Annotated in this window: 20 protein-coding genes, 1 rRNA gene and 1 other annotated feature; all 21 genes read right to left on the bottom strand. The window is 39.4% G+C overall.

Annotated features, from left to right (window positions below):
* Positions 1-21: 21 nt before the first annotated feature.
* Positions 22-447, bottom strand: a complete 426-nt coding sequence (gene rplK / locus LJC66_RS00480) for a 50S ribosomal protein L11 (RefSeq protein ID WP_013054914.1) — start codon at positions 445-447, stop codon at positions 22-24.
* Positions 448-612: 165 nt separating this feature from the next.
* Positions 613-1146 (bottom strand): transcription termination/antitermination protein NusG, encoded by a 534-nt coding sequence (gene nusG / locus LJC66_RS00475; RefSeq protein WP_013054913.1) that lies wholly within the window; start codon positions 1144-1146, stop codon positions 613-615.
* 195 nt (positions 1147-1341) lie between these two features.
* Complete coding sequence (secE, locus tag LJC66_RS00470) at positions 1342-1521, bottom strand: preprotein translocase subunit SecE (protein ID WP_013054912.1); 180 nt, start codon at positions 1519-1521, stop codon at positions 1342-1344.
* Between the two features lie 53 nt (positions 1522-1574).
* Positions 1575-1724 (bottom strand): 50S ribosomal protein L33, encoded by a 150-nt coding sequence (gene rpmG / locus LJC66_RS00465; protein WP_013081365.1) that lies wholly within the window; start codon positions 1722-1724, stop codon positions 1575-1577.
* Between the two features lie 81 nt (positions 1725-1805).
* A complete protein-coding gene (gene sigH, locus LJC66_RS00460) occupies positions 1806-2456 on the bottom strand; it encodes an RNA polymerase sporulation sigma factor SigH (RefSeq protein WP_013054910.1) in 651 nt (216 codons plus the stop codon).
* 68 nt (positions 2457-2524) lie between these two features.
* Entirely contained in the window at positions 2525-3034 is a 510-nt protein-coding gene (locus LJC66_RS00455; RefSeq protein ID WP_013081364.1) for an NYN domain-containing protein, read from the bottom strand.
* A 2-nt stretch (positions 3035-3036) separates the two neighbouring features.
* Positions 3037-3780 (bottom strand): 23S rRNA (guanosine(2251)-2'-O)-methyltransferase RlmB, encoded by a 744-nt coding sequence (rlmB, locus tag LJC66_RS00450; protein ID WP_013054908.1) that lies wholly within the window; start codon positions 3778-3780, stop codon positions 3037-3039.
* On the bottom strand, positions 3770-4195 hold the full coding sequence (locus tag LJC66_RS00445) for a Mini-ribonuclease 3 (protein WP_013054907.1): 426 nt from the start codon (positions 4193-4195) through the stop codon (positions 3770-3772). The genes rlmB and LJC66_RS00445 overlap by 11 nt, the downstream gene beginning before the upstream one ends.
* A 7-nt stretch (positions 4196-4202) precedes the next feature.
* Positions 4203-5600 (bottom strand): cysteine--tRNA ligase, encoded by a 1398-nt coding sequence (gene cysS / locus LJC66_RS00440; RefSeq protein WP_230931638.1) that lies wholly within the window; start codon positions 5598-5600, stop codon positions 4203-4205.
* Complete coding sequence (cysE, locus tag LJC66_RS00435) at positions 5590-6246, bottom strand: serine O-acetyltransferase (protein ID WP_025753192.1); 657 nt, start codon at positions 6244-6246, stop codon at positions 5590-5592. Before cysE ends, cysS begins: the two co-directional genes overlap by 11 nt.
* A 72-nt stretch (positions 6247-6318) precedes the next feature.
* Positions 6319-6542 (bottom strand) — a binding site (T-box leader).
* Positions 6543-6581: 39 nt separating this feature from the next.
* Positions 6582-8039 carry a glutamate--tRNA ligase gene (gltX, locus tag LJC66_RS00430; RefSeq protein WP_153253074.1) on the bottom strand — a complete coding sequence of 486 codons (1458 nt, stop codon included), beginning with the start codon at positions 8037-8039 and terminating at the stop codon, positions 6582-6584.
* Positions 8040-8144: 105 nt separating this feature from the next.
* Positions 8145-8624 (bottom strand): 2-C-methyl-D-erythritol 2,4-cyclodiphosphate synthase, encoded by a 480-nt coding sequence (gene ispF / locus LJC66_RS00425; RefSeq protein ID WP_013054903.1) that lies wholly within the window; start codon positions 8622-8624, stop codon positions 8145-8147.
* Positions 8621-9322 (bottom strand): 2-C-methyl-D-erythritol 4-phosphate cytidylyltransferase, encoded by a 702-nt coding sequence (gene ispD / locus LJC66_RS00420; RefSeq protein ID WP_025753186.1) that lies wholly within the window; start codon positions 9320-9322, stop codon positions 8621-8623. The genes ispF and ispD overlap by 4 nt, the downstream gene beginning before the upstream one ends.
* A 25-nt stretch (positions 9323-9347) precedes the next feature.
* Positions 9348-10445 (bottom strand): PIN/TRAM domain-containing protein, encoded by a 1098-nt coding sequence (locus LJC66_RS00415; protein ID WP_013054901.1) that lies wholly within the window; start codon positions 10443-10445, stop codon positions 9348-9350.
* 147 nt (positions 10446-10592) lie between these two features.
* A complete protein-coding gene (gene disA, locus LJC66_RS00410; RefSeq protein ID WP_013054900.1) occupies positions 10593-11672 on the bottom strand; it encodes a DNA integrity scanning diadenylate cyclase DisA in 1080 nt (359 codons plus the stop codon).
* A 3-nt stretch (positions 11673-11675) separates the two neighbouring features.
* Complete coding sequence (gene radA / locus LJC66_RS00405; RefSeq protein ID WP_013054899.1) at positions 11676-13052, bottom strand: DNA repair protein RadA; 1377 nt, start codon at positions 13050-13052, stop codon at positions 11676-11678.
* 123 nt (positions 13053-13175) lie between these two features.
* Positions 13176-15617, bottom strand: a complete 2442-nt coding sequence (clpC, locus tag LJC66_RS00400) for an ATP-dependent protease ATP-binding subunit ClpC (RefSeq protein ID WP_014462041.1) — start codon at positions 15615-15617, stop codon at positions 13176-13178.
* Positions 15618-15637: 20 nt separating this feature from the next.
* Entirely contained in the window at positions 15638-16711 is a 1074-nt protein-coding gene (gene mcsB / locus LJC66_RS00395; RefSeq protein ID WP_013054897.1) for a protein-arginine kinase McsB, read from the bottom strand.
* A gap of 3 nt (positions 16712-16714) precedes the next feature.
* The gene (gene mcsA / locus LJC66_RS00390) at positions 16715-17257 is read right to left on the bottom strand and encodes a protein-arginine kinase activator protein McsA (protein ID WP_230931637.1); all 543 of its coding nucleotides are present in this window, start codon (positions 17255-17257) and stop codon (positions 16715-16717) included.
* A 41-nt stretch (positions 17258-17298) separates the two neighbouring features.
* Complete coding sequence (locus LJC66_RS00385; protein ID WP_013054895.1) at positions 17299-17760, bottom strand: CtsR family transcriptional regulator; 462 nt, start codon at positions 17758-17760, stop codon at positions 17299-17301.
* A 235-nt stretch (positions 17761-17995) separates the two neighbouring features.
* Positions 17996-18111: ribosomal RNA gene (gene rrf, locus LJC66_RS00380) — 5S ribosomal RNA — on the bottom strand.
* Between the last annotated feature and the right edge of the window lie 10 nt (positions 18112-18121).

The following is an 18121-nucleotide window of genomic DNA, read 5'->3' as shown; positions in this document are numbered from 1 at the left end:
CTAACACCCAATCAAATGGAATTAGTCTTCAACTACGATTCCCATACTGCGCGCTGTACCTTCTACCATGCGCATTGCAGATTCAACGCTAGCAGCGTTTAAGTCAGGCATTTTAGTTTCAGCAATCTCACGCACTTTGTCACGCTTGACTGTTGCAACTTTATTACGGTTTGGTTCACCAGAACCAGACTCAATACCAGCCGCTTTCTTAAGTAGTACAGCAGCAGGTGGAGTTTTCGTAATAAATGTAAATGAACGGTCTTCAAATACCGTGATTTCAACAGGAATGATAAGACCAGCTTGATCAGCTGTGCGAGCGTTAAACTCCTTACAGAAACCCATGATGTTAACACCGGCTTGACCTAATGCAGGACCAACTGGTGGCGCTGGATTTGCTTTACCTGCAGGAATTTGTAACTTAACAAGTTTAATTACTTTTTTAGCCACGAGACACACCTCCTTAAGTCCGTGATGTGGTAATAGGGCGATGCCCTCCCACTCAATGTTCTTTATATATAAAATAAAGAAATAGTTGTTTTAGTCTCTAGTTTTGAGACATACTGACTTATGAAATATTAACATTAAACTTCATGAATTGCAAGGTCTTACAGATTATATTTTTTCAATTTGTGTAAAGTCTAGCTCTACTGGCGTTTGTCTTCCGAACATATCCACATGAACCTTAACTTTACGTTTATCTGTATCGATTTCTTCAATGGTACCTTCAAAGTTTGCAAACGGACCTTCTTGAACCAATACTGTTTCTTTTAGTTCAAAGTCAAAGTCAGCATGCTTCTCGTCCATGCCCATTTGTTTTAAGATCATTTCTACTTCTTCTGGTAGAAGAGCAGTTGGCTTTGATCCAGAACCTGCTGAACCTACAAAGCCCGTAACGCCAGGTGTATTACGAACTACATACCATGAATCATCCGTCATGATGATTTCAACTAACACGTACCCTGGAAATACTTTTTTCTTTGTAATCTTTTCTTTGTTGTTCTTAATTTCTCTTTCTTCTTCTTCAGGAACAACAACGCGGAAAATTTTATCTTGCATACCCATTGTTTCTACGCGCTTTTCTAAATTTGTTTTTACTTTATTTTCATATCCAGAATAAGTATGGACTACATACCAATTTTTCTCCATTTCTGAGGACTATACGTCCTTCCCTCCCAGCTCACTATAAAATAAGATGTCCTAATCTATTGCACAGACAACGCACTAGGAAAATAGTTGACTCCTAGCACAATCATTCTTAAAGCAAATTAAAAAACCCGTCTCCGGGCTTTTCTGAAAAAAACATAATTTAGCTTTATTATACCATGATTTAAGTCAATTTATTCAAGGGATTAAACGAATAAGTGACGAAATTCCGTAATCAACTACTACAAAAAAGAGTGTCATAAATACAACTGTAGAAATAACAGTAATTGTATAACGAGTTAGCTCATTTTTTTTAGGCCAACTTACCTTCTTCATCTCACGCCCAACATCACGCAAGAAATTTCCTACACGGTTCATGTTTGTAACCTCCAATAAATTAAAAGGGGTATTAGTCTGTGCAGATTATTGATCTACTTTGTTTCACGATGAATCGTATGTGCGTTACACGTTTTGCAAAACTTCTTCATTTCTAAACGCTCTTCGTTTTGCTGTGTGTTTTTCATAGTCGTATAGTTACGACTAGCGCATTGCACACACGCAAGTACAACTTTTTTACGCATAATGTCAACCACCTATAGAGTGATAATGTCTATAAAAAAGTATCACAGACTTTCTTAGCATGTCAATATGAGGATAGAAGGCTACATTGTGATTTCACGAATCTCGAGGTAGCGCTCTAATTTCCTCTTCACACGCTGAAGTGCATTATCGATGGATTTGACGTGGCGGTTTAACTCTTCTGAAATCTCTTGATAAGATTGACCATCTAAATAAAGAACGAGAACTTTTCGCTCAAGATCACTTAACAGTTCAGCCATCTTTAATTCAATATCATCAAACTTCTCTCGATTAATGAGCAACTCTTCTGGATTTGCTACTTTTGTCCCCGAAATAACATCCATTAGGGTTCGGTCGGACTCTTCATCATATATTGGCTTGTCCAATGATACATAAGAGTTTAATGGAATGTGTTTTTGCCTTGTTGCGGTTTTAATAGCGGTAATAATTTGCCTCGTAATGCAAAGTTCAGCAAAAGCTTTAAACGAAGTTAGCTTATCTTCTCTAAAATCTCTAATTGCCTTATATAACCCTATCATACCTTCTTGTACAATATCTTCACGGTCTGCCCCAATTAAAAAATATGACCGCGCCTTTGCTCGCACAAAGTTTTTGTATTTATGAATCAAATACTCTAATGCGTCAATATCGCCTTTATGCACAAGATCGACAACTGTTTCATCCTCTTGTTGTTCGAAATGAGCATGCAGTTTTCTCCCATAATTATCGCCCATATCGATCCCCCCGACCGCACAGTAGATAGAAATATTATACAGTAGCTAATTCCGTACCGTCAATAACCTCACCGCTGTCCCCGACGCCATTTTTCGAAAATTTCGGCTACTTGATTGGAAAGTTGAATGCGTGCCGCTGGCTTTTGATTTTGAATAGACTTCACATCAAGATTAATATGTTTCTCAATTTGCTCAATTTCGTTGTACAATTCTCGAGCAGAAATTCTAAGCGCACCTTGTCCAAAGATTGCCCACTGCTCCGTGAAATCAGATGTAGCAACATGAATCTGTGTCTTTACATTGTTTAGCTCTTGAGCCAGCTTTTCAATGTACTCATCCGCTGTTTCATTTTCTCTTGTAAATACAACGTCAACCTTATGATTTTTTGCCTTCTTTTCAATTCCTTCGACCATATGAGCATCGAAGACAATAATGACACGATAACCCATATACGCTTGATACTCTGCCATCTTTTCGATTAACAGGTCTCGAGCACCGGCTAAATCATTATCTCTAAGCTTTCTTAGGTCGGGCCACGCACCTATCATGTTATAACCATCCACCAGTAGAATATCCATTCTTATTCACCTAGAGGATGGCGTTTTCGGTAAACCTCATACATGAGAAGACTAGCTGCTACAGATGCATTTAACGATGTAACATGCCCAACCATTGGAAGCTGTACAAGGAAGTCGCATTTTTCACGAATCAAACGACTCATGCCTTTTCCTTCGCTTCCAATCACTAACGTAAGCGGCATACCTCCATCTAAGTTGCGGTAATCATCGCTTTCTTTCGCATCTGTTCCAACAATCCATACGCCTCGATCTTTTAATTCATCAATCGTCCTTGATAGGTTTGTTACCCTTGCTACGGGAACATGTTCAATCGCTCCTGTAGAGGCCTTAGCTACAGTGGCCGTTAATCCAACTGAACGGCGCTTTGGAATAATAATACCGTGTGCGCCAACGGCATCGGCTGTTCGCATAATAGAGCCTAAATTATGGGGATCTTCAAGCTCATCTAGCAGAAGAAAAAACGGACTTTCATTACGTTTTTCCGCTAAGTTAAATAAATCATCTAACTCTGCATACTGATAAGCAGCAACTTGTGCAGCTACTCCTTGATGAATACCGTCTACCATTTGCTCAATTTTCTTTTTCGGTACAAACTGCACCAATACACCATTACGTTTTGCTAACTGCGTGATTTGCCCCATAGAACCGCCTTGCGATCCTTCGGCAATCCATAGTTTGTTAATGTCGCGCCCAGACTTTAGGGCTTCTAGGACCGGATTACGTCCAATGATAAATTCATGTTCCATGATTCATTCCTCCCTCTCCTTCATCGACGAAAGAGATAGCTTTAGTAATAAGTTCCATCATTCTTTCTTCTTCACCTAAAAGATACAAATAGCCTACGACCGCTTCAAATGCCGTACTGTAGCGATACGTTTGCACATCTGTGTTTTTAGGGACTGTACCGGACTTTGCATTGCGTCCTCGGCGCAGTACACCTTCTTCTTCTTCAGTAAAAAAGTTTTCATTTTTAAAATAATATACGATTTGTGCTTGTGCTTTTGCTGATACATATTTTTTAGCTTTATTATGAAGCTGGTTAGGGCGCACTGTCCCTAACACCAGCAGGTGGCGGCGAACATGTAAATCAAACACCGCATCACCCATATAAGCAAGAGCTAAGCTATTTAGCTGTTTTACATCTAATTTACTGCTGCTCATAACACTATTATCCTCTTTTCCATCTTGTTCCTTGCGCCGTATCTTCTAAAATAATATTTTTAGCCTTTAATTCATCTCGAATTTGATCTGCTAATTGGAAATTACGCTCTTTACGAGCCTGAATACGATCTTGGATCAATTGATCAATTTCTTCGTCTAGAAGTTCAGCTTCTCCAAACGTAATGCCTATTGCAGCACCTAATTCTTTAAACTCTTTAATAAAGGCTTCAATTACATCTGTAGACGTTGTTTGTTCTAATAAATACAAGTTAGCTTGCTTTGCTAGCTCGAACAGAACAGAAATGGCATTTGCTGTATTAAAATCATCATCCATCTCTTCAACAAACGTTTCGCGAAGCTCTTTTAGCTTTTCGAACCATTCCGAAGCATCTTCTTGAAGATTTGTTGCTGCCTTTAGACGGTGAGTTAAGTTGCCGTAAGCTGTTTGCAGACGCTCAAGCGCTTTGCGCGTATTCTCTAAAATTTCTTCGTTATAGTTAATTGGGTGACGATAGTGAACAGATAAAATAAAGAATCGAAGTAGGGAAGGGTCATGCTTTTTAATAATGTCATGAACTAACACGAAGTTCCCTAGTGATTTAGACATCTTTTCATTATCAATATTGATATATCCGTTATGAAGCCAGTATTTCGCAAACGATTTCCCAGTGAGCGCTTCTGATTGGGCAATTTCATTTTCGTGATGAGGGAAAGCTAAATCCTGACCGCCTGCGTGGATATCAATTGTGTCACCTAAATATTTGCGTGCCATCGCCGAGCACTCGATATGCCAGCCTGGTCTGCCTTGACCCCAAGGGCTATCCCATGCGATCTCTCCATCTTTGGTTGCTTTCCAAAGAGTAAAGTCTAATGGATCTTCTTTCTTTTCGCCAACTTCGATACGAGCACCGGATTGCAATTCATCAATAGACTGATGTGATAATTTTCCGTATCCTTCAAACTTACGTGTACGATAGTATACATCACCCTCTGACTCATACGCATAACCTTTTTTCACAAGTTCATCAATGAACTCAATAATGATATCCATATTTTCAGTTACGCGCGGATGCACATCGGCATGCTTGCATCCAAGAGCTGACGTATCTTCAAAGTAAGCATCGATAAAGCGGTTTGCGATCGTTGGAACATCTTCTCCTAACTCTTTTGCTGCCTTAATTAATTTATCATCTACATCTGTGAAGTTCGAGACATACTCTACATCGTAGCCTCTAAATTCTAAATAGCGGCGCACCGTATCAAATACAATCGCAGGACGCGCATTTCCAATATGAATATAGTTATATACAGTCGGTCCGCACACGTACATTTTGACTTTGTTTTCTTCCAGCGGTACAAACGTCTCTTTTTGACGTGTTAACGTGTTATATAGCTTAATTGCCATGGTGAATCTTCCCTTCTTTTAATTCCTTTAATTGATTTTGCAGGTGTAAAATTTCTTTCTCTAGCTGTTTGAAACGCTCTGCATCTGGATCTGGCAAATCTTGATGATTCAAATCTTTTGGAATCCGGACGCCATTTTGAATGACGACTCGGCCAGGGATACCAACAACCGTTGAGTTTTCTGGGACGTCATTTAACACAACTGAACCTGCTCCAATTTTGGAGTGTGCATGAATCGTAATTGACCCTAGCACTTTAGCACCTGTTGCAATTAAGACATTGTCTTCAATCGTCGGGTGACGCTTTCCTTTTTCTTTCCCTGTTCCTCCGAGTGTTACTCCTTGATATACTGTTACATTATCTCCAATTTCGCACGTTTCTCCAATAACAATTCCCATTCCGTGGTCAATAAAAAAGCGGCGGCCAATTTTCGCACCCGGATGGATTTCAATCCCTGTGAAGAATCGGCTAATTTGTGAGATTACACGTGCCAGAAAAAACCACTTTCTTTTAAAAAGTCCGTGAGCGAATCTATGTGCCCAAATAGCATGCAACCCCGAATAGGTTAATATCACTTCAATGTAACTTCTTGCTGCAGGATCTTGTTCAAATATGGCTTCAATGTCTTCCTTTAACAACTTTAGCATCATCTCACCCCAATTCCGCTATTGCTCTATCTACTCATTGATTGTATAAAAAAACGCCCCTATGTCAAATGACACAGAGACGTATATACGCGGTTCCACTCTGTTTGGATCAACAAACAATCCCAACTCTTCTCTCATAACGTGAAAGTACCCGCTTTTGCCTACTTACTTAGTAGCATTCAACAAAAGACTCAAAGGCGCACTTCAACAAGTTTTGTCATAGGTTACTTTCAGCCGGTGATAACCCTCTCTGATATGCAATGAACTTGCCTACTCTTCCTTCTCAACGATATCCATATTTGATTATTTTATCATATGGGCAAAATAGAAATTTGTTAACTATAAATGCTTTCTAGACGAGCTAAAACTGTTTCTTTCCCTAAAAGAGAAATAGCTTTTGGAAGCTCAGGACCGTGTGTTTCGCCTGTTGTTGCTACACGAATTGGCATAAATAGTTTTTTACCTTTTTGACCTGTTGCTTTTTGTACAGCTTTTGTTGCTGCCTTAATTTCATCAGCGCTGAATTCTTCTAAGGAAGAAATCTCTGCAGCAAATGCTTTTAACACTTCCGGCACTTGCTCTTCAGCAAGCACTGCTTTTGCTTCTTCACTGTAATCAATCTCTTTCTTAAAGAACATTTCAGTAAGTTCAACAATCTCAGCGCCAAAGCTCATTTGTTCTTGGTATAGAGCGACTAAGTCACGTACCCATTGTTCTGTTTCTGCATCGCGCGTTTCTTCAACTTTTCCGGCTTTCACTAAGTGAGGAACTGATAAAGCTACTACCTCGTCTAAATCCAATTGTTTCATGTATTGGTTGTTCATCCAACGTAATTTGCTTGTATCAAATAGTGCTGGAGATTTTGATAAACGAGCTGGGTCAAAAATTTCAATGAACTGTTCTTTAGAGAAGATTTCTTCTTCTCCCACAGGTGACCAGCCAAGCATTGTAATAAAATTAAACAGTGCTTCCGGCAAGTAGCCTAATTCTTTATATTGCTCAATAAACTGAATGATTGACTCATCACGTTTACTTAGCTTACGGCGATTTTCATTTACGATTAATGTCATATGACCAAATACAGGAGGCGTCCAGCCTAAAGCTTCATACACAAGAATTTGCTTCGGTGTATTAGAAATATGGTCATCTCCGCGTAGAACATGTGTCATCTTCATTAGATAATCATCAATGGCTACAGCGTAGTTATATGTTGGTGTACCGTCTTTTTTCACAATAACGAAATCACCAATGCCTTCAGATTCAAATGATACTTCATCTTTGACTATATCATTCCACTTAATTTCTGTGTTGCTAGGAACACGGAAGCGAATGCTTGGCTCACGGCCTTCTGCTTCTAGTTCAGCACGCTGTTCAGCTGTTAAGTTACGGCATTTACCTGAATAGCGCGGCATTTGACTGTTCGCCTGCTGTTCTTCACGCTCTTTTTCAAGCTCTTCTGACGTACAGTAACAGTGATAAGCTAATCCTTTTTCAAGAAGTTCTTCCGTATATTTTTGATAGATTTCCGTACGTTCAGACTGGCGATAAGGACCGTACTCGCCGCCTACGTCGATACTCTCATCCCATTCAATACCTAACCATTTTAAATAGCGCAGCTGACTTTCTTCTCCGCCTTCGATATTACGCTTTTGATCTGTATCTTCAATACGGATAATAAATTTACCGTTTTGATTTCGTGCAAATAAATAATTAAATAGTGCTGTTCTTGCATTCCCTATATGAAGATGTCCAGTTGGACTCGGGGCATAACGAACTCTTACTTCGCTTGACATAACTAAGATGACCTCCAATTTAATATTACTTATAGTATGTATTTATATGTTTTAGACATGTTCTAATTTTATCACCAAATAGGTATCTGTCAAAGTCAACTGTTTTTATTTTTGATAAACTAAAACGGCTGCTTGGGCGGCAATTCCTTCTTCACGTCCCGTAAAGCCTAACTTTTCTGTTGTTGTTGCCTTGACGTTAATTTGAGAAATGCTTGCTTCTAACAGCTGCGCAATACGCTCTCTCATTGGTTCAATGTAAGGAGCCATTTTAGGTTTTTGTGCGATAATTGTGCAATCGACATTGCTTAATTCATAGCCTTCATCTTTTAGCAGTTTCCATACGTGTTGAAGAAGCTTTGCTGAATCAGCATCTTTAAATTCAGGGTCTGTATCCGGAAAATGCTTTCCGATATCTCCCTTAGCCGCCGCTCCTAATAAGGCATCTGCGATTGTATGCAACAGCACATCTGCATCTGAGTGGCCTAATAATCCTTTTTCATACGGAATTTCTAAACCGCCGATGATTAAAGGTCTTCCTTCTGCAAACTCATGTACGTCGAAACCTTGTCCTACTCGAATGTTCATTTTTCCACTCCTTCAGTCCTGTTTAGCTTTGTTAATATAGCCTCTGCATATAACAAATCTTCTGGTGTTGTTAGTTTTATATTATCGTAATTTCCCTCTACAATCGATACTTTTTGCCCCGCTTTTTCTACTAAACTTGCATCATCGGTGCCTAAGTATTCATTTGTTTTTGCTTTTTCGTGTGCATCCATTACTACATCAAAAAGAAAAGCCTGCGGCGTTTGAATAGCCCACAAGCTAGAGCGCTCAACTGTTTCAATGACAGTACCCTGTTCCACACGCTTAATTGTGTCTTTGACTGGAACAGCCAGCACAGCAGCCTTATCACTAGCAGCTTTTTCTACTAACTCATGGATTGTGTTTTGTTGAACAAATGGACGAGCGCCATCATGAATTAATACCATCTGAGCCTGCTTTAAACTTTTAAGGCCGTTATAAACGCTATGTTGACGTTCATCGCCTCCAACTGTCAAAGATTGAACCTTTTGAATTGGATATTCGATCAATAACTCTTCAAAAATCTCCACTTCTTTTTCGTTTACGACTAGTACAATTCCACTGCACCAAGGATCTTGTTCGAATTTTTGCAGCGTATGAATGATAAGCGGAACGTTTTGAATAGTTAAAAATTGTTTGTTCCGCCCCGCTTTCATTCGCTTCCCCTGACCTGCAGCTAACACGATAATTTCATACTTCATAGGTATACTCCCTTTACCTGTTACGTCACAGTGCTTTTTCTAATAACTTGGGTTTTGCAAAAATCATACGGCCTGCTGAGGTTTGGAGTACGCTCGTCACCAGTACATCAATTTGCTTTCCAATATAATTTCTTCCTTCTTCTACCACGATCATTGTACCGTCATCAAGATAGGCAATACCTTGATTGTGCTCTTTACCGTCTTTTATAACCAATACGTTCATTTCTTCTCCTGGAAGTACAATTGGCTTGACGGCATTTGCTAAGTCATTGATATTTAAAACGCCAACATTTTGAAGTTCACATACTTTATTTAAATTAAAATCGTTTGTCACGACCAAACCGGAAGTTAGCTTTGCCAATTTAACCAGCTTGCTGTCTACTTCTTGAATGTCTTCGAAATCGCCTTCATAAATTTCTACCTTCATTGCCAGTTCTTTTTGAATACGGTTTAGAATATCTAGACCTCGTCTACCTCTGTTTCGTTTTAGAACATCCGACGAATCAGCAATATGCTGGAGCTCCTCAAGGACAAAGCGCGGAATAACAATCGTTCCGTCTAAAAATCCTGTTTGACAAATATCTGCGATACGGCCGTCAATAATAACGCTTGTATCTAAAATCTTAAGAGACTTTAATGATTCTTCGTTATCTGTTTCTTCTTCTTGTCCTTTTTTCTTCCCAATTCGAGCCGGCATCGAAAACACGCTTACAAGTTCATCACGTTTTTTAAACCCGACTTGAAACCCTAAGTAACCTAAAAGAATACTTAGAAAGATTGGTAAAATGGTACTTACTACTTGAAGTTGAATTCTGCCTAAAAAAGCTCCGACCAAGTAGGCCACAATAAGCCCTAAAATCAATCCTAAGCTCCCAAAAAGCACATCTGTTACAGGCGCCTTTAGTAACGCCTCTTCCACTCGGCGAATTAATTCAACTATATAATCAACAATCCAAAACGTGACAAGGAAAAACAAAATGGCTCCCAGTATTGCATCGACGTAAGGCTTTTCTAGAAATGCTACATCTTGCAGATTTAATAATTGAATAAGTTCAGGTATAAAAAAGACGCCCAATGTACCACCTGTAATAATAAAAAATAACTGTACAAAACGTTTTAACACGCCTTCACCTCCCTTTATCATTATAAACAGTTTACAATGATTGAAACCTGTTATTTAACCAAAAAACAGAATTTGTAAACAAACTGTCACTTTTTTTGTATTTTCACAATATCTTAATGAATCAAACATTTAATGTCAATTAATATCCTATAGCTGACGGTTTGTAAGATGCTGCTCTTTTAGCCTTTTTAGACCTTCTCTGATTTTCCGTGCTCGAATTTCACCGATGCCTTCTACCTCATCCAATTCTTCTACCGAGGCATCTGCTATCGTTTTTAAATCCCCTAATTCATCAATGAGATTTTCAATAATAATCGATGGAAGTCTTGGAATTTTATGAAGCATTCGATACCCTCTAGGAATAACGCTGTCTTCAAAGCTTGTATACATGGGATATCCCATTAAGCGAAGGAGCGTTTGGTCATCGAGAAGAACATTATTTGACGGCTGCTGCATGCGTTCAATTACTCGGTAAGGGTCAAAACTGAGGTCATACATATAATCTTTGATTAATAAAGTTGCTTCTTCCTCTAAGTGGGAAAGTAGTTCATTCATTTGGAGACGGATTAGTCTTCCTTCTGTTCCTAACTCGCTAATATAGCTCAAAATTTCATTTTTAATACGCAGAACCATTTCTGTACGATGAAGCGATTGCAGCACATCTGTATGAGTTACTTGCTCTTCAAACTCTAATGCACTGAGACTTGTAATCGATTCGTCTAATACCGCCTTGTACTTTTCAAGTGTTCCAAGCGCTTGATTCGCTTTTGCTAAAATAACGCTAATGTCTTTCAATACATACTGCAGAGACCCTTTGTAAAGCGTAATCACATTTCTTCTTTGTGAAATGGCTATCACCAATACACCTGACTGTTTAGCTACGCGCTCTGCTGTACGGTGTCGCATTCCTGTCTGTGAAGAAGGAGTAGAGGGGTCTGGCATGAGCTGAGCATTAGCAAATAATATCTTGCTTCCACTGTCGTTTAAAATAAGCGCTCCATCCATTTTGGCTAACTCGTATAAATGCGCAGGTGTAAATGCACAATTAATCGAAAATCCTCCATCTACCATCTTTTTGACTTGTTCATTGTAGCCCATAACAATTAAGCCGCCCGTCTTTGCCCGCAAGACGTTATCGATACCGTCACGAATAGGGGTCCCTGGTGCTACAAACTGCAGAATTTCTGATATTTGTTTTTGACTAACTGTTGTTTTTTCTCCTTCCACTGCTTATCCTCCTAATGTATATTGCAGAGCCTCCGCTACTGTTGATACCCCAATCACATCAATACCATCTGGGACTTTCCATCCTCCTAAATTTTTCTCTGGGATAATAATTCGTTGGAACCCTAATTTTACCGCTTCTTGAACGCGCTGTTCAATTCTAGATACTCGGCGTACTTCACCTGTTAATCCTACCTCTCCTACAATAACATCTGTAGCGCTAGAAGCAGCATCTCTGAAGCTTGAAGCAATACTAACGGCTACAGCTAAATCAATTGCTGGTTCATCTAATTTTACTCCACCTGCTACTTTTAAATAAGCATCTTGATTCTGCAGCAGCATTCCTACACGCTTTTCTAAGACAGCCATGATAAGCGAAACGCGATTATGATCTACTCCCGTCGCCATTCTTCTAGGGTTTCCAAAGCTCGTTGGACTGATTAGCGCCTGCAGCTCTACTAATACGGGTCTTGTCCCTTCCATTGAAGCAACAACAACCGATCCTGCTGCTCCCTGAGACCGTTCTTCTAGAAAGATTTCAGATGGATTCAATACTTCTTCTAGCCCACTTTCTTTCATTTCAAAAATGCCCATTTCATTTGTGGATCCAAATCGGTTCTTAACCGCTCTTAATATACGATACGTATGATGGCGCTCTCCTTCAAAATAAAGAACCGTATCCACCATATGTTCAAGAAGTCTTGGTCCTGCAATGGCCCCTTCTTTCGTTACATGACCCACAATAAAGATGGCAATTCCATTCGTTTTAGCAACACGCATTAGTTCAGCCGTACACTCTCGCACCTGTGAGACGCTTCCTGGCGCTGATGTGACATCAGCATGGTAAATGGTTTGAATTGAATCAATCACCACAAAATCAGGCTGCATGCTTGAGATGGCCTCTAGTATTAATTCTAAGTTTGTTTCTGCATGAACATAAAGCTCTTCAGCTTTTACACCTAGCCTGTCCGCTCTTAACTTCGTTTGCTTGGTTGATTCCTCTCCCGAAATATATAGTACTTTATTTTGTTTCATTGCTAACTGCGCGGAGGTTTGCAAAAGTAAAGTAGACTTTCCGATACCCGGATCTCCCCCTATTAAAACGAGTGACCCTCTGACAATACCTCCTCCTAATACACGATTTAACTCTGCAGAAGGTGTAAAAATTCGTGGTTCTGTTGTAGATTCAATCGCTGTAATTGACTGAGGTTTTTGGACTTTAGAAGCAGTAGCTCCGGAAAAAGCTCCTCGGCGTGATGATTTCGTTTCTTCCATTTCTTCTACCATCGAATTCCAGCTTCCGCATCCGGGACATTTCCCCATCCATTTTGCTGATTCATATCCGCAATGCTGACATGCAAATTTTGTTTTTCGTTTCGCCATTATGTTATCAATCTCTCCGTTCATTCAATCGATTTCTATCTCTATTGTACACTATTTCCTAAGCTAAAATAAAAAGGGAGGCATACGTGTTTTTTCGTATGCCTCGTCTTGGTTTGAGTAAATTTAGCTGATGCTGCTTGGAGCGGAGGATTTAACAACAAATTCTCCTTTGTCTACATCTAGCGTCACTTTCTGACCTTTTTGAACAACCCCTTTTAGCAGCTCTTCAGATAAACGGTCTTCAATATGTTTTTGAATTGCTCTACGAAGTGGACGAGCACCGTATTCTGGATCAAAACCTTCCTCTGCAATCTTATCAATTGCCTCTTTTGTTAATTCAAGATCAATTTCTTGCTCTTTTAAGCGTTTTGTTAACTGATCCGCCATTAATTTAACGATTTCAGCTAAGTGAGGTTTCTCTAATGAATGGAAGACGATAATTTCATCGATACGGTTTAGGAACTCCGGACGGAACGCGCGCTTCATTTCCGCCATTACTTTTCCTTTCATATCTTTGTAGTCTTGCCCTTCTGCTTCTACTGTGAACCCTAAGTGCTTGCTTCGTTTTAATGTATCAGCACCTACGTTTGATGTCATAATTAAAATCGTATTACGGAAATCAACTGTACGGCCTTTTGAATCTGTTAAGCGTCCATCTTCTAACACTTGTAATAAAATATTAAATACATCCGGATGCGCTTTTTCAATTTCGTCTAAAAGAACAACTGAGTAAGGTTTTCTTCTTACTTTTTCCGTTAACTGGCCGCCTTCTTCGTATCCAACATATCCTGGAGGTGAACCTACTAAGCGTGAAGTAGAATGTTTCTCCATGTACTCAGACATATCGATACGAATCATTGCATCTTCATCGCCGAAGATTGACTCCGCTAATGCACGTGCAAGCTCTGTTTTACCAACCCCTGTTGGTCCTAAGAAAATGAATGAACCAATTGGACGTTTTGGATCTTTCAAGCCTGCTCTAGCACGGCGCACAGCTTTTGCAACTGCTTTTACCGCTTCTTCTTGCCCAATTACACGAGAGTGAAGAATCTCTTCCATGTTCAGCAGTCTTTCTGTCTCTTCCTGTGCCAGTTTAGAGACCGGTACACCCGTCCAGCTAGATACAACCATCGCAATATCTTCTACGGTTACAGCTGAGTTTTCTTTACCTTGCTGCTCTTTCCAAATTTTCTTCGTGTCTTCTAATTCTTCGCGTAGGCGTTGCTCTGTATCGCGTAAAGATGCTGCTTTTTCAAATTCTTGACTTTGAACAGACGCATCTTTTTCATTGCGTACTGATTCTAATTTTTGCTCTAATTCCTTTAAATTTGGCGGCGTTGTAAATGAACGTAAACGCACTTTTGAACCAGCTTCATCAATTAAATCGATTGCTTTATCCGGTAAGAAACGATCGGAAATGTAGCGATCTGATAGTTTCACGGCTTGCTCGATTGCCTCATCAGAAATAGATACTCGGTGATGTGCTTCATAACGGTCACGAAGCCCTTTTAAGATTTGAATAGACTCTTCCAACGTTGGTTCATCCACTTGAATTGGCTGGAAGCGACGCTCTAACGCTGCATCTTTTTCAATGTACTTTCTGTATTCATCTAAAGTCGTAGCACCGATACACTGAAGTTCTCCACGAGCAAGAGACGGTTTTAAAATATTAGAAGCATCGATAGCACCTTCTGCGCCGCCAGCGCCAATTAATGTGTGTAACTCATCGATAAAGAGAATGATATTACCTGCTTGACGAATTTCATCCATTACTTTCTTCAGGCGATCTTCAAATTCTCCGCGATATTTTGTACCAGCAACGACCGTTCCCATATCCAAAGTCATAACACGTTTGTCACGTAAAATTTCTGGAACTTCATTGTTGACGATTTGCTGAGCCAAACCTTCAGCGATTGCCGTTTTACCGACACCTGGCTCCCCGATTAATACAGGATTGTTTTTTGTACGTCGGCTTAACACTTCAATAACACGCTGAATTTCTTTCCCACGTCCGATAACAGGGTCTAAGCTTCCTTCGCGCGCTACAACTGTTAAATCGCGTGCTAAGCTGTCTAGCGTAGGTGTATTAGCATTTGAAGAACCTCCGCCTTGATGACTTGAAGCAGCTTCATTGCTACCTAATAAATGAAGCACTTGCTGACGAGCTTTATTTAGGCTGACACCTAGATTATTTAAAACGCGTGCTGCAACGCCTTCACCTTCACGAATTAAGCCTAGTAAGATATGTTCTGTTCCTACATAAGAATGACCAAGCTTTCGGGCTTCATCCATTGAAAGTTCAATGACTTTTTTCGCACGAGGTGTATAATGAATGGTCTGCGTTAATTCTTGGCCTCTGCCAATTAATGCTTCCACTTCTTTTTGAATTTTTTCAGTGCTTAGGCCTAGAGCAGAAAGAGCTTTTGCTGCAATCCCTTCACCTTCACGAACGATACCTAATAAAATATGCTCCGTTCCAATGTTGTTGTGACCTAGGCGTAGTGCTTCTTCCTGTGCCAAAGCTAATACTTTTTGTGCGCGCTCTGTAAATCTACCAAACATCATATAATCGTCACCCTCCACGTTTAATTTGTGTTTTTATTTATAGTGAGACGTTCTCGAATTAAGGTGGCTCTTTTAATGTCACGTTCTTGAGGCTTTAGGGGACCTCCCGAATACTTTTGTAAAAAGCCTGGCTGCGTCATAATGATAAGTTCATTCAATATATTTTGACTCAGTCCTTTTATATACCCTAAATCGATTCCTAATCGAACATCTGATAAACATTGTGAAGCTTCTTTTGACTCAATAATACGGCTATTGGCCAATACTCCATATGAACGATACACTCGATCTTCTAACTCTACATGAGATGTTTTAAACAGCGCGTCTCGTGCAGAGTGCTCTTGTGTAATCAACTGCTGTACGACACTATTTAAATCTGCCACAATATCTTCTTCAGATTTCCCTAAGGTTATCTGATTAGAAATTTGAAAGATATTCCCTAAAGCTTCGCTACCTTCTCCATAAATTCCTCTCACTACTAAGCCAAGCTGGTTAATAGCGGGAATAATACGATGAATTTGACGGGTCATCACTAAAGCCGGCAGATGCATCATCACGGATGCACGTAGCCCAGTACCCACATTTGTGGGACAGCTGGTTAAATACCCTCTATTTTCATCAAACGCATAATCTACGTATTTCTCAATCCAATTATCTACTTTATTGGCTGTGCTTAAAGCTTCAGATAATTGAAGGCCTGGAAATAAACATTGTATGCGTAAATGATCTTCTTCATTAACCATAATACTCAAATCTTCTTTTTCTGATAAAAAACAAGCTCCGTTGTTATCTCCTTCAGCCAAGTTAGGACTGATAAGATGCTTTTCAACCAACACTTGCTTTTGAAGAGGCTGTAATTCGTTCATCTTTAGTAAATGCAAATTCCACTGATTGGTGTTTTCACTTTTTTGAAAAACTTGCTCGAATACTCGAACCACTTCAACTGCTTGTTCTTTAGAAAAGAGAGTTGGAAAAAGATAATGAGTTAAATTTCGAGCCAGCCTGATTCGACTGCTTAGAACAATATCTGAATTCGAAGCTTCTTGACGCATCCAAGAGCTAACAGGCTGGGAAAAGAACAAATCCTGGGACATGAATTACGCTTCCTCCTCTCTCGATTCGTTCATCTTCTTTTCTAGTAACCGAATGTGATCTCGGAGTTCGGCTGCCTTCTCAAACTCCTCTTTTTCGATATACTCTTTTAAGTTCAATCTTAATGCCTGTAATTCCTTTTTTAAATGAAGATTACTTGCAATTCTTGCTGGTATTTTTCCATGATGCAGATAATTACCTCCATGCAGCCTCTTCAAGAAAGGAATAAGAGGTCGCTCAAATGTTTTGTAGCAATCTGCACATCCAAACCTGCCGATTTTAGCAAATTTTTGATATGTCATGCCACAAGTAGGACAAGAAAGAACCTCCTGACTTTGTTTCTTATAATTTTCAGTTACTGCTGGATCTAGGTTAAGTAGGCCAGCTAGTAAGTTATTGATTGAAAAACCTTGCTGATTTGAAAAAGAAAATGCATCTCCATTTTCTGAAGCGCATTGTTCACATACATGCATCTCCGTCTTTTCACCATTAATGATTTTTGTGAAGTGAAGAGTTGCAGGTCTCGTTTCACATTGCTGACAAATCATCCTGTCATCACTCCCTGTTCTAAATAAAATAGATCATGAGCTTATCGGTAGCGTAATGAATTAAGCATTGCTTTTAAAAGATTAGCCCTTAGCTCATCACGATAAGGAAGTTCAATATTAATAACTGAACGATTGATAACACTCAACATGATTTTTGCTTCTCGTTCTGTGATGACTTTTTCTTCAACTAACCTAATAATGACGTTTTCAGCACTTACTTGTGAAATTTCATTTTGAATCATCTCAATTACTTGCTGAAACAAATCCGCTGCATCGTGCATTTTTACTTTTGCAATACGAATAAAGCCGCCGCCGCCTCGCTTACTTTCTACAAGATAACCTCTTTCAACTGTAAAACGGGTATTGATAACGTAATTAATTTGCGACGGAACGCATTGAAATTTATCAGCAATCTCACTGCGCCTTATTTCAACAATTTCTCTTTCACTTAATTCAAGTACTTGTTTTAAATACTGTTCGATAATGTCAGAGATATTTGGCACGCTGCCCCCTCCTTCTGACTTTGACTATATTTGACCTTAATTTAAATATAAAAGGAAACGAAAAAATTTTCAACTATGTACTATTAAAGTTTATTCTTTACTTTTATCGTTGCCACTAAAATTTATTTCAAAACCTGCAAATCGTGAATTTTATTGTTCTTACTATACTTTTTCATAAAACAAATAAATTGTAAACAAAAAAGGACTAGCTAAAATAGCTAGTCCTTTTTCAGGTGCCTGGCAACGTCCTACTCTCACAGGGACAAAGTCCCAACTACCATTGGCGCTAAAGAGCTTAACTTCCGTGTTCGGTATGGGAACGGGTGTGACCTCTTCGCTATCGCCACCAGACAAGAGATTG

The sequence above is a fragment of the Priestia sp. TSO9 genome (assembly GCF_021029645.1).
Lineage (GTDB): Bacteria > Bacillota > Bacilli > Bacillales > Bacillaceae_H > Priestia > Priestia megaterium_E.
This window is presented reverse-complemented; position numbering and strand designations above follow the sequence as displayed.

Excerpts from the sequence above, each read along its gene's own strand:
- cysS (WP_230931638.1), bottom strand. The coding sequence starts at position 5,600 with ATGGCAATTAAGCTATATAACACGTTAACACGTCAAAAAGAGACGTTT.
- sigH (WP_013054910.1), bottom strand. The coding sequence starts at position 2,456 with ATGGGCGATAATTATGGGAGAAAACTGCATGCTCATTTCGAACAACAA.
- rlmB (WP_013054908.1), bottom strand. The coding sequence starts at position 3,780 with ATGGAACATGAATTTATCATTGGACGTAATCCGGTCCTAGAAGCCCTA.
- nusG (WP_013054913.1), bottom strand. The coding sequence starts at position 1,146 with ATGGAGAAAAATTGGTATGTAGTCCATACTTATTCTGGATATGAAAAT.
- secE (WP_013054912.1), bottom strand. The coding sequence starts at position 1,521 with ATGAACCGTGTAGGAAATTTCTTGCGTGATGTTGGGCGTGAGATGAAG.
- rpmG (WP_013081365.1), bottom strand. The coding sequence starts at position 1,724 with ATGCGTAAAAAAGTTGTACTTGCGTGTGTGCAATGCGCTAGTCGTAAC.
- gltX (WP_153253074.1), bottom strand. The coding sequence starts at position 8,039 with ATGTCAAGCGAAGTAAGAGTTCGTTATGCCCCGAGTCCAACTGGACAT.
- radA (WP_013054899.1), bottom strand. The coding sequence starts at position 13,052 with ATGGCGAAACGAAAAACAAAATTTGCATGTCAGCATTGCGGATATGAA.
- clpC (WP_014462041.1), bottom strand. The coding sequence starts at position 15,617 with ATGATGTTTGGTAGATTTACAGAGCGCGCACAAAAAGTATTAGCTTTG.
- ispF (WP_013054903.1), bottom strand. The coding sequence starts at position 8,624 with ATGAACATTCGAGTAGGACAAGGTTTCGACGTACATGAGTTTGCAGAA.
- LJC66_RS00455 (WP_013081364.1), bottom strand. The coding sequence starts at position 3,034 with ATGGATATTCTACTGGTGGATGGTTATAACATGATAGGTGCGTGGCCC.
- LJC66_RS00445 (WP_013054907.1), bottom strand. The coding sequence starts at position 4,195 with ATGAGCAGCAGTAAATTAGATGTAAAACAGCTAAATAGCTTAGCTCTT.
- cysE (WP_025753192.1), bottom strand. The coding sequence starts at position 6,246 with ATGCTAAAGTTGTTAAAGGAAGACATTGAAGCCATATTTGAACAAGAT.
- mcsB (WP_013054897.1), bottom strand. The coding sequence starts at position 16,711 with ATGTCCCAGGATTTGTTCTTTTCCCAGCCTGTTAGCTCTTGGATGCGT.
- mcsA (WP_230931637.1), bottom strand. The coding sequence starts at position 17,257 with ATGATTTGTCAGCAATGTGAAACGAGACCTGCAACTCTTCACTTCACA.
- ispD (WP_025753186.1), bottom strand. The coding sequence starts at position 9,322 with ATGAAGTATGAAATTATCGTGTTAGCTGCAGGTCAGGGGAAGCGAATG.